General features: G+C 38.6%; 2 protein-coding genes and 1 pseudogene. 1 reads left to right on the top strand and 2 read right to left on the bottom strand.

The window, feature by feature from the left end; translation table 11 throughout:
• Positions 1–410 precede the first annotated feature (410 nt).
• Positions 411–6,344: a trifunctional serine/threonine-protein kinase/ATP-binding protein/sensor histidine kinase gene (locus tag ACX27_RS18955; RefSeq protein WP_062294968.1), complete on the top strand. Its 5,934-nt coding sequence runs from the start codon at positions 411–413 to the stop codon at positions 6,342–6,344.
• 83 nt (positions 6,345–6,427) lie between these two features.
• On the opposite strand, the pseudogene ACX27_RS18960 reads toward ACX27_RS18955, so the two are convergent.
• A pseudogene (locus ACX27_RS18960) lies at positions 6,428–12,272 on the bottom strand (ATP-binding sensor histidine kinase).
• Between the two features lie 217 nt (positions 12,273–12,489).
• Positions 12,490–13,389, bottom strand: a complete 900-nt coding sequence (locus ACX27_RS18965; protein ID WP_062294969.1) for an alpha/beta hydrolase — start codon at positions 13,387–13,389, stop codon at positions 12,490–12,492.
• Positions 13,390–13,391 lie beyond the last annotated feature (2 nt).

The raw sequence follows: 13,391 nt of genomic DNA on the forward strand, positions 1-13,391 counted from the left end.
ACTGCCAAATCCTGATGACCTACAGCTTTATTTTTCCCAATTTTTCTCAGCCACGTTAAATTTATGATAAATATGAGCAAAAATTTACAACGTCATTTGAATGATAAATTTTGTCCCTGAGCCTAGAGTTGAGTGACAACTTAAGGTTCCGTCATGGGTTTCTGCGACAATTTGACGGGTGATAGCAAATTTTAATCAGTCAGTCTCTCGATATCCTCAATAAACTATGATTCTGGAGCCATTGTATAGTTCTTCGCTGAATTTGTAGTTGGCAAGACTGAGCATACTAATAAGTTCCGAAATATATGCGTATTATTCAACACAGTTCAGATCAACTTTTTTGCTTTTTGAAGTCCCCTAAGCAAATTTGGGAACACTAAAGTCAGAAATTCTCCAGTCTGAACGCAGTTATGATTAGCACTCCAGTCAGTATTCCCGGATATATAGTCAGCGAACAAATCTATGATGGTTCTAGAACTGTAGTTTACCGAGCAGTCCGAGAAATTGACAATTTACCTGTAGTCATTAAACTGCTAAAAAATTCTTATCCTAGTTTTAATGAACTTTTATCTTTTTGCAATCAGTACAGCATTGCGAAAAATCTCAACTCCCCTCTCATTATTCAAACCTATAGCCTCGAAGCATACAAAAATGGTTATGCGTTAATCATGGAAGATTTTGGTGGAATTTCTCTTCTAGAATGGAAGGCTAAGAGTAGGGAAGAATTTCTGGAAGAGTTTTTAGAAATAGCCATTTCTATTTGCAGAACTTTAGATATTTTATATCACGAGCGTATTCTTCATAAAGATATTAAACCCAGTAATATCTTAATTAATCCTACAACCAAACAAGTTAAATTAATTGATTTTAGTATTGCATCTTTATTACCACGAGAAACGCCAGCGATTGTTAATCCTAACGTCTTAGAAGGGACACTTGCTTACATTTCTCCAGAACAAACCGGAAGAATGAATCGCCCAATTGATTACCGGACTGATTTTTATTCTTTAGGTGTGACTTTTTATGAGTTACTCACAGGAGAATTACCTTTTCAATCAAATGATGCGATGGAATTGTTACATTGTCATATTGCGAAAATACCGCCTATTCTGGAAGAAAGGAGGCTCACTTCTCCTGCGGAGACGCTAACGCGAACGACTTCGCTCAGTGAGCAAAATGCAGGAGGCAGAAGGGAAGAAATACCAACAGTTTTATGTGATATTATTATGAAATTGATGGCGAAAAATGCTGAAGACAGATATCAAAGTGCTTTGGGAATAAAATATGATTTAGAAAAATGTCTATCTCAACTCCAAGAAACGGGTGCGATTGAACATTTTGAAATTGGACAACGGGATATATGCGATCGCTTCATTATTCCTGATAGACTTTATGGTAGAAAAGCGGAAGTAGATACTCTCTTACAAGCATTTGAACGAGTCAGCCAAGGCGCAACAGAAATGATGCTGGTTGCTGGGTTATCTGGAATTGGTAAGACAGCAGTTGTGAATGAAGTTCATAAACCAGTTGTCAGACAACGAGGTTATTTTATCAAAGGTAAATACGACCAATTTCAACGGAATATTCCCTTGGCTGCTTTTGTCCAAGCATTCCGCGATTTGATAGGTCAAATCTTAACTGAAAGTGATGCAAAAATTCAACAATGGAAAAATAAAATTTTAGCGGCTGTGGGTGACAATGGCGGGGTAATTATTGAAGTTATTCCCGAATTAGAAAACATTATTGGTCAACAGCCACCTGCTGTAGAATTATCCGGTACAGCAGCACAAAATAGATTTAATTTATTATTTCAAAAGTTTACGCAATTATTTACCTGTGCTGAACATCCCTTAGTGATATTTTTAGATGACTTGCAATGGGCAGATTCAGCATCATTAAACTTAATCCAGCTTTTAATGGCTGATACAGGTTATTTATTATTAATTGGGGCGTATCGTAATAATGAAGTCAAACCAGCAGATCCATTAATCTTGACGTTGAATGCAATTCAAAAAGCACAAGCTACAATTAATACTATTACTTTAGCACCACTAAATCAATTAGAATTAAATAAATTAGTAGCGGATACTCTGAAATGTCCAGAAAATTTGGCTTGGAACCTTTCTGTATTAATCTATCAAAAAACTCAGGGTAATCCATTTTTTGCTACTCAATTTCTGAAATCATTACATCAAGAAAATCTCATTCAATTTGATTTTGCCTTGGGTTGTTGGCAATGTGATATTAGCCAAGTCAATCAACTAGCACTTACAGATGATATTGTGGCTTTCATGGCATGGCAATTACAAAAAATGCCACAATCCACGCAAAATGTCTTACAATTAGCTGCTTGTATTGGAAACTCTTTTGATTTAGCAACATTGGCAATTGTTTCTCAGCAGTCAGAGATAGAAACTGCTGCTGATTTGTGGAAAGCTTTGCAAGAAGGACTAATTTTACCGATTAGTGAAGTTTATAAATTTTATCAGGGAATCGAAGGCGATCGCTTGACCCTAGAACCAGGAAATACTACTCAACAATTAGCAAAATATAAATTTTTACATGACAGAGTACAGCAAGCCGCCTATTCACTGATTCCTCAAGAGCAGAAACAAGCAACTCATCTGCAAATTGGACAATTACTCCAACAAAATTTATCTGACATTGAACAAGAGGAAAAAATCTTTGATATTGTCGGACATTTGAATAAAGGCATTCAGTTAATTACAGAACAAAAAGCACAAGAGAAACTAGCGCAACTTAACTTAAAAGCAGGAACTAAGGCGAGAAATTCTACAGCATATTCTGCCGCCAGAATATATTTCCAAACAGGACTGGAACTATTACCGGAAAATTGTTGGATTCAGCAGTATGAATTAGCGTTGAATATTCATATTGCGGCGGCGGAAGCGAGTTATTTAACTAGTGATTTTGAAAATATGGAACAGATAGCAACCATAGTATTGCTATCGGCCCGCACAATTTTAGATAAAGTTAAAATTTATGAAATTCAAATTGCCGCGCAAGTTTTACAAAGTAATGTTTTAGAGGCGATCGCAGTTGGCAGAAAAGCATTAGCACAATTAGGGGTTGAACTGCCACAAGCACCTGATCAAGCCTTGACTGGCCAAATCCTACAAAACCTGAATACTCAACTTGCAGGCAGAAACATTGCTGACTTGATCAATTTGCCATTAATGACTGATCCCGTCACAGAAGCTGCAATCGAAGTGTTGGGAATGTTGTTTTCACCTATCATCCAAGGAATGCCCGGTTTATTACCCTGGTTAAGTTCAATGATGGTGAGTTTATCTCTGCAATCAGGTAATACTGTGGCATCCACAACTGGATATGGCATTCATGGGATGGTGTTATGTGCATTCTTAGAAGATGCAGTCACAGGATATGCTTTCGGTCAGTTGGCTATCAACTTACTGGAAAAATTTAATCTCCAAAAGCATAAATCCGTTGTCCTTTCTTTGTTTGGCTGCTTTATTCAACATTACCAAGAGCGATTAGATGCCACAATTCCCTTGCTGTTAACCGCCTACCAAACTGGCATCGAAACCGGAGATTTTTTACACGCTGGTTTTGCTTTGGGTGGTCACAGTGATGGCAGATTTTTCACTGGTGAAGAACTGCATAGTTTTGTTCATGTTATGGCTGATTACAGTTTGGCATTGGCTCAGGTAAAACAATATTCGGCTCAAGTATATTTGAATTTGGGCAAACAAGCGGCAGAAAACTTGATAGAACCAGTCAGCGAACCAGATTACTTGATTGGGAATACCTACAATGAAACATTGATTCTGACTAAGCACCAGCAGGATAATGACTTAATTGCGATCGCTCAAGCTTATATCTACAAACTGCTACTTGCTTGCTATTTCGCTAAATATACAAATGCACGCAACTATATTGACCAAGCCAAGCCTTGTTTAATGGCAGTATCAGGATCGATTTTTGTGCCGATTTTCCATTTTTATGCGGCGCTAACTTATCTAGGACTTGTCCCCACCCAGCCAGAACCAGAACAAGCCAAACTGCTAGAAGTTGCAGCCAGTCACCACACAGTTCTGTACCAATGGGCGTGCTATGCGCCGATGAATCACTTGCATAAATGGTATTTAGTCGAGGCTGAACGTTGTCGAGTTTTGGGTGAAAAATTTGCCGCCAGTGAGTGTTATGACCAAGCGATAAATCTGGCTAAAGAACATCAATTTATCAACGAAGAAGCCCTCGCCCAAGAATTAGCAGCCAAGTTTTATCTGCAATGGGGTAAACAGCGCATAGCCGAGGAATACATGATTCAAGCCTACTATGCTTATGCCCATTGGGGTGCTAAAGCCAAAATTGCCGACTTAGAAAAACACTATCCCCAACTACTTGCACCGATATTAAAATCAACTCGTGCGGCGATTATAACTAACGAAACTATCCTAGCTTCAGGAATTTTCACATCTACCAGTTCCCCCACTTCGACCAACAATATCTCCGATACCTTTGACTTAAAAGCGATTCTCACAGCTTATCAAACTCTGACTGGTGAAATTGAACTAGAAAAACTGCTGTCAACATTGCTGGCTATTGTTGTAAAAAATTCTGGGGCTGATAAATGTGTATTAATGTTGTTGCGAAATGAGCGCCTATTCATCAAAGGCTTGATGACAGAAGGAAAACCGCCAGTTGTATTGCAGAGGATTCCTGTTGAAGACAGTCAAGAAATTCCCCACAAGTTAATTTACAAAGTCAAGCACAGCCACCAAATTGTTGTGCTGCGGGATGCAACCGCAGATTCTACCTTAGCCAACGACCCGTATATTGTGCGTCAACAGCCCAAGAGTATCTTGTGTAGTCCGATTTTGCATCAAGGTAAATTGCTGGGTATTTTATATCTAGAGAATAATTTAGCAACAGGAGCCTTCACTAGCGATCGCGTCGAACTGTTGAATTTAATCTGCACTCAAGCAGCGATTTCTCTAGAAAATGCCCGACTTTATGAGCAAGAACAAGAAAAATCCCATTCTTTACAAATATCCATTGCACAATTAAAACAAACTGAAGTATCTCTGGCTCAAGAAAGAGAATTTTTAAATGTCATCATTGACAACATTACCGACGGAATTGTGGTTTGTGATGCTAATGGCAAATTGATTTTATTTAACAAAGCAACTTGTGAATTTCATGGCTTACCAATAGCATCATTACCCCCTGAACAATGGGCAGAACATTTTGACCTTTATCAGCCTGATGGGCAAACACCATTATCAACCCATGAAATTCCTTTATTTCGTGCCTTACAAGGGGAAAAAATCGAAAACGTCGAGATGGTAATTGCCCCTAAAAATGGTACAAAGAGAATTTTGTTAGCCAGTGGACAAGCAATTTTTGATGCTTGGGGTAACAAAGTTGGTGCGGTAGCTGTTATGCGAGATATTAATGAGCGCAAACAAGCTGAACTGGCTTTACAGCAAAAATCCTTAGACTTGCAACAAGCCCTCCAAGACTTACAAACAGCACAATTGCAAATCATTCAAAGTGAAAAAATGTCGGCTTTGGGTAATTTAGTTGCGGGCGTAGCTCATGAAATGAATAATCCTTTAGGCTTTATTTCAGCAACTCTCAAACAGACTAAACCAAATTTGGAGGATCTCATTGAACACTTAAAACTCTATCAAGAAACTCTGGAAAACCCTAGTGAGGAAATTCAAGACCATGCTGACGAAATTGACCTGATTTATCTTTTAGAAGACTTACCCAGAACTTTAGATGCAATGATGATAGCTTGCGACAGATTAAAAAATATTAGCACTAGTCTGCGGACTTTCTCTCGTGCTGATCAAGATTACAAAGTCCAATTTAATCTTCATAATGGCATTGATAGCACTATCTTAATTCTCAAACATCGTCTCAAAGCCAATGAACAACGTCCAGCGATAGAAGTGATTACTGAATACGGAGATTTGCCCCACATAGAATGTTTTCCTGGGCAATTAAATCAGGTATTTATGAATATCTTGGCTAATGCGATTGATGCTTTAGAAGAAGCAAATACAGGTCAGAGCTTTACAGAAATCAAAGCTCATCCCAACCAAATTAAAATTACAACATTGCTCTTAGAGAAATCAGTAAAAATCTCAATTGCTGATAATGGTAAAGGAATCAGTGAAGAAGTGAAACAAAAAATATTTGACCATTTATTCACTACTAAATCAGTGGGTAAAGGTACGGGATTAGGATTAGCCATTGCTCGGCAAATTGTTGAAGAAACCCACGGTGGTAAGTTAACTTGTCACTCCGTTTTAGGACAAGGTACAGAATTTGTGATTGAAATTCCAGCGTGAGGTTGACAGAACAAGGCAACGTCATTGCGTTAGCGACGAAGGAGCGTCATTGCGAATTGCGGATTGCGAATTGCGAATTGGTATTACGCTATGGGTAGAGAAATTATAAATTCAGTTCCTTCACCAACAACAGAATTAACTGTGATTTTACCGCCGTGTTTTTCTTCGATAATTTGACGGGCGATCGCTAATCCTAAACCTGTCCCTTTTCCCACTGATTTGGTAGTAAATAAATGGTCAAAGATTTTTTGTCTGATTTCTTCACTCATACCCTTACCGTTATCAGCAATGGAAATTTTGGCATATTTATCAATTATTGAAGTAGTAATTTTAATCTGGTTAGGATTAGCTTGAATTTCGGCAATTTTTTTTGCCAATACTTGCTTCTTCTAAAGCATCAATCGCATTAGCCAGGATATTCATAAACACCTGATTTAATTGCCCAGGAAAGCAGTGAATTTGAGGTAAATCACCATAATTAGTTATGACTTCAATGGCTGGACGCTGGGCATTGGCTTTGAGGCGATGCTTGAGAATTAAAATTGTGCTATCGATGCCTTCATGTAGATTAAATTTTACTTTGTAATCTTGATCAGCGCGGGAAAATGTACGTAGGCTAGTGCTAATATTTTTCAGGCGATCGCAGGCTATGACCATTGCATCAATGATTTTAGGTAAGTCTTCTAAACTATATTCCAAGTCAATTTCTTCAGCATGGTTGAAAATTTCTGCATTCGCGTCGGGAAAGCCATCTTGATAGAACTTCAAGTGTGTAAATATATCAGTAAGAGTAGGTTTAACTTGTTTGAGACTGGCCACAATAAAACCCAAAGGATTATTCATTTCATGGGCGACTCCAGCAACTAGATTACCCAATGCCGACATTTTTTCGCTTTGCACCATTTGTATTTGAGCTTGTTGCAAATTAGAGAGTGCTTGCTCTAATTCCTGAGATTTTTGTTTGAGTGCGATTTCTGCAAGTTTGCGATCGCTCACATCAATTACAACTCCATCCCACATAATTGCGCCGTCTGCTTGTAATTCAGGACGCGCATTTGATTGAATCCATTTCACCGTTCCCGAAGGTAAAATAATTCGCCATTCTTGCTCAAACGGCGTTAAATTTTGGGCAGATTTAGCAATTGCTTGGGCAATGATTGGGTCATCTTCAGGATGGTGTAGAGTATAAAGAGTTTGTCTACCTGCCATGACATCTTCTGAATCTACACCATACAGTTCATAACAACCAGAACTAATGTAAGGAACAGAAATTGCACCTTCAGGAGCAAGCCGGAACTTGTACACCACACCAGGAATGTTATCTGCAAGATTGCGAAATTGAGCTTGGCTGGCTTGCTGTTGTGCTAAAGATTGTTCTAATTGTTGAGCATAGTTTTGAGCGTCTCGATACAACCGGGCGTTTTCTAAAGAAATTGCGGCTTGAGTGCAGAGTAAGTTGATAATTTCGATGCGATCGCTAGTGAAGACTTCGCTGGTTAAACTATTTTCTAAATATAAAATGCCAATTAATTTCCCCTGATTAACAATCGGAGTACAAACAATGCTCTTGGGTAAATACTGCTGAATATAGCTATCTGTTATCCAGGTATTTTCTTTAGTGATGTCATGAATAATAATTGGTTGCAGAGTGTGTTTAACTGCATAAATCATCTTAATGGGAACATCATGACTGCTGTCGAGAAAATGGGGTGAGAAAACAGAAGTTTTTCCATCATCAATGGTAGCCATAGATGTCACAACCCAATCAGCATTTTCTGACAATACCAATGCTATTTTCTGCGCCCCAGAATTTGGCAATAATACTTGCATTAAATTTGTAATCAATTCTTCAAGTTTGATCGCACTTAATAAAACCCTTGAAGCTTTGAGAATAGCGCCGAAGTCCAAACTATCAGAAAAGCTGCTGCTATTGGAAGTAGAGGCTTGACTAGTATAGGTAGCAATAGTAGCGTTGCTGATGGTTTCTTGCAGATTCAGGTTAAATTTTCGTTGTTGCAGAATGTGTTGCAGTAGGTGGGGATATTTTTTTTCTAAATCGTCTGTTTTAGCTTTTGCACCCCAATGAGCATAGCAGTAGTATGCTTGCTGCATGTATGCTTGGGCGACTGTTTCCTTACCCCAATCAAGATAGAATTTCGCCGCCAATTCATTAGCTAAAGCTTCTTCTTGAATATAGCCATTTGCTTTCGCGCCAGCAATAGCGCGATCGTACAATTCTATCGCCTCCAGTTTTTGATCTAAAACTCGATGCTGTTCGGCTTGAATTAAATCATACTTATTTTGAAAATTCATTGGTGAAGCCAGCACCCTTTTCTGGAGAATTTGCTGATTAACTGCGATGATTTCAGCATTACCTGATGTTGCCAACAGTGCCAGTGATTCATAAAAATACAACAGGGGTATATTTAATGTACCAGCCCCACTTCCCAAAAATTGTTTAGCTTGTTGTGCTACATCTAAAGCTTGAGAATATTCGCCAAACAGGAAACACAAACAAATTTTGTTTGTCAACAAAAACCATAATCCTGAATGATCGCCAATTGCATCTAGCGTTGTCAACATATTGGCTTCGTCCATGACTTCGCCAGTTAAAACGATGGGATTTTTTGCCTTTCCCAGCAAATTTAGAACTGTTTGTTGACAGGATTTTGTAAAATTCAAAGCTGTCTGCTGACCAATTTGCTGGATACCTTGACTATATATATTGATGTTTTGGATTAATTCATTTAAAGGCTGCCCAGTCAAATATGAGTGTAAACAATAAGTAAACCCACCAAAACCAGCAAATACTAAGTCTCCGACTTCTAAACTCAAGTTATAAGCTTGTTGTAAAGGTACTAGGGTTTCTTTAGCATGATGGGTGCAGAAAGTAATGTAAAAATGGACAAGAACAAGTGTACGTCCATAAAACTCTTTTTCATTTAATTGTTCGCAGAGATTGAGTGCTAGTTGCCCAAACTCATAACCTGTGGAAAAATCTTCGAGTACGGCACATAGCAACAACCCATAATAAACATAACCAATCACAGAAGTATTGGCATTACCATACTGGAGTGATAATTCTACTTTTTTCAAAGCCACCAGCGGAAACAATACTGGATTGCAAGCGTAAGCAGCGACTCCAACCTTAACTAAAATCCGCATAGCAGCTAAGATTTTTGCATCAGTCATGGGCGGAAGATCAAGTAACTCAGCAGCCGATCGCCCATTTAGTTGCAGGGCGATCGCTTGAAATGCTGCGGGAATTTCTTCTGGTACAGGCTGTTTAGATAAATGAATGCCTAACTGATTTAGTAAATCTAATGCCATCTCAATGGCAAACACAAATTGACCTTGGTTGGTGTAAGCTTCTAGTTTGACTTCGGTAATCTTCGCCGTATCAATTAAGGTTTGTGCATTGTGTTGAATTTTTTGGGAATAACCCTCCATTGCAGCAATATTACCTGATAAATAAGCCGCTTCCGCCGCTAAATTATGCAGGTTGAGAGTTAATAAATACTGGTCATTCCAAGCAGATTCACTTAATAATTCTAAACCACTTCTGGCATAATCCAAAGCACTAGTATAAGCTGTAGCAAAGAGGGCTTTTTGACTAGCTTTGAGGTTACATTCTGCCAGTAAAAGTTTTTCGGCTGTGTCAGTAATTAAACTCTGCCCTAAATTAAGCTGTCCAACAATTGCAAAAATGCTTTCTTCCTGCTGATCATCCGAACTATCTTGGAGTAAGAGTCTGCCAATCTGTAAATGAGTAGCTTGCTTTTGTTCATCAGGTATCAATAAATATGCAGCTTGCTGAACGCGGTCATGGAGAAATTTATAGGTAACAAATTGAGAATTTTGCTCAGTTAAATGTTGATTATCTTGCCCTACATAAAATTTGTAAACTTCACTTTGAGGTAAGATTAATCCTGTTTGCAAAGCTATCCACAAATCAGTTGCCGTTTCTCTATCTGATTTTTGACAAACAATACCCAAGGTTTTTAAATCAAATTGATTTCCAATACAAGCTGCTAGTTGTAATATTTCTTGAGTGGATGATGGCAATTTTTGTAACTGAATTGCCATAAATTCGACTACATCATCCGTAAGCGATCGCTGGCTGATTTGAGTAATATCACATTGCCATAAACCTTGATTAAAATTAAAGTAAATCAGCCCATCTTGGTGTAAAGATTTGAGAAATTGCGTGCTAAAAAACGGATTACCTTGAGTTTTTTGATATATCAAATGAGCAAGTGGTAAAGATAATTCTGCTGTGCATCCTAAAGTATCAGCTACTAGCTGATTTAAATTCGCTTCGCTGAGGGGTTGTAAGTTAATTGTATTAATTCTGGAATTACTCTTATTAATTTCCTCTAATGTCAACATCAAAGGATGTCCCGGAAATACTTCATTATCTCGATACGCACCAATTAATAGTAGATAACCACTATCAACTTCATTCATTAATAATTTAATTAGCTGTAAAGAAGCTGAATCAGCCCATTGTAAATCATCTAAAAATATCACTAAAGGATGTTCTTTATTAGCAAGTATTTGAATAAATTTCTGTAATAATAGATTAAAGCGATATTGAGCCGCAGTCCCAGATAATTCTTGTACAGGTGGTTGTTGGCCAATAATTTTGGCTAATTCGGGAATCACATCAACAATTATCTGACCATTTTCACCTAAAGCTTGAAGAATGTTAGCTTGCCATTTTTGTAGCTGTTGGTCAGTTTCAGTTAATAACTGCCTGATTAAATCGCTGAGGGCCTGCACAAAAGCCGAAAAAGGAATATTGCGGTTAAATTGGTCAAACTTACCTTTAATAAAATAACTGCGTTGTCTGACAATGGGTTTATGGACTTCGTTGACAACGGCAGTTTTGCCAATACCCGAAAAACCCGCAACCAAGACTAATTCACTGCGGAAATCAGATGAGTCTTGAACTTTAGCCACTCGTTCAAATGCTGCTAGGATTTGTTCGACTTCATTTTCTCGGCCGTATAATTTTTCAGGGATGATGAAGCGATCGCAAATATCCCACTCAGCAATTTCAAATTTGACAATTTTCCCAGTTGTTTGCAAATGCGACAAGCAGATTTCTAAATCATGCTTTAACCCTAAAGCACTCTGATAGCGGTCTTCGGCATTCTTCGCCATCAATTTCATCACAATATCGCATAAAACTTTTGGTATATCTTCCCTTCTGCCTTCTAGACTAGTCGGTATTTTCGCAATATGACAATGCACCAATTCCATTGGGTCTTCGCTGTTAAAAGGCAATTCTCCTGTTAACAGTTCAAAAAATGTTACTCCTAAAGCATAAAAATCACTGCGATAATCAATCCCGCGATTCATTCGACCAGTTTGTTCGGGAGATAAATAAGCCAGAGTTCCTTCTAAAATGTTGGGGCTAATCAGTGTTGGAGTTTCTTGAGGTAGCAGCGAGGCAATACTAAAATCTATGAGTTTAATTTTGTGGGTTTTGGGATTAATTAAAATATTGGCAGGTTTAATATCTTTGTGAATCACTCGATTTTGATACAGATAGTGAAGAATATCACACATTTGCAGGGCAATAATTAAAAACTCCTGCAATGTTAATTTCTGAGTTTTAAGATATTCTCGTAATGACAAGCCCCCAAAATCTTCCATCACTAAGGCATAGCCATTGCGGTACATTTCTAAACTTAAAGGACGAACAATCCCAGAATAATCAAGCTCTTTCGTAATGGTGTACTGATTATGAAATTGCAAAAGTTCGCTAAAAGTAGGATACTCTCGGTTGAGTAATTTAATTACTACAGGTTGCTCATCTACTGCGCGATTACCTCGGTAGACTACAGTTCTAGAACCAGCGTAAAGCTGTTCTGTCAGTCGGTAGCCGGGAATTTTTGCTGTTATACCCACAGGTGTATTCATTTCTACATACCTTAATACGGAATTAGCAAATTTATTATTCCCGTAGTTTCAGTATTGTGAACAGCAAAACTTATCAGTAGGTCGATGCAATTTAAAAAATAAATCGTTTGCGTAGCATCTCTGACAGGAAAAAATTTAGCGGTCTACAATCAGTGGGAGATTCAGGCTCACCACTGATTGATTTTGACTTCTGAATTCTGCAATTGAATACTAAATTCTAACTTCTAACTCCTGAATTATGTGGGATATTTGTATCTAAAAAGGGCAATATGGATTCTGCAACTTCGGCTGCATATTCTTCAGACATTCCTAATGTGCCAGGAAGAGTTAGTGATTGAATTTCTGGAATTGCGGCCATTGCGGTCATTTCTTGTTTGGAATAGGGAGGGGCTTGTTCTGCTAAAATTAACTGCACAGGCACAAGTGAAGATTGCAGTAGTGCGAGAAATTCCTGGCGATCGCGCACTGGATCAAGTCCACCTGTAACAAAGGCCGCTGGGGCAAATCGCGCCCCTGATTGTCGAGTAATTTGCTGTTTCTGCTCAATAAACTCTGGTGTAAGGTGTGACTTATCTGCATAAACATGCCTGCCATACATCAGTCGCAGAAAGCCCTTGGTTGTATTTGCTTGATAAAGTCCTTGACCAATCACCGGAAATCTGACCAATTGTCGGACTGCTGTTGCTAGTGGTTTGGGTACACCCATTGTTGGTAGAGGGCCACGCCAAGTAGGTGCAACTAAAATAATGCAAGAGCAAGTCTGGGGTTGTTGTTGAGCCAGTTGCAAGGCATAGCCAGCCGTATGACCAGCCGCAATTATCGCCACTGGTTCTGAGAAAGTTTGTTGGACAAACGCCTGAAGCATCTGCTGTAACAGCGCGGGTTGATAGTCTAAAGCAGGACGTTCAGATTCACCAAATCCTAACCAATCGAGTGTTACTGCTTGATAACGGTGGGCAATTCTCTCGGCAATTCCTTGCATTTCCCCACGACTAGAAACCGTACTAAATGCAGGTAACAGCAATACAGGTTTACCCTGACCAACTGTATCGTAAGCGATCGCATAACGGTTTTGCTGCCACTCAAATGAAAATTGATGCTTTGTTTTCACAGTCATCT

It is taken from the genome of Nostoc piscinale CENA21, from assembly GCF_001298445.1.
Taxonomy (GTDB): Bacteria; Cyanobacteriota; Cyanobacteriia; order Cyanobacteriales; family Nostocaceae; genus Nostoc_B; species Nostoc_B piscinale_A.

Bases quoted from the DNA above. Each gene is read 5' to 3' on its own strand.
- ACX27_RS18955 (WP_062294968.1), top strand. From the start codon at position 411: ATGATTAGCACTCCAGTCAGTATTCCCGGATATATAGTCAGCGAACAA.
- ACX27_RS18965 (WP_062294969.1), bottom strand. From the start codon at position 13,389: ATGACTGTGAAAACAAAGCATCAATTTTCATTTGAGTGGCAGCAAAAC.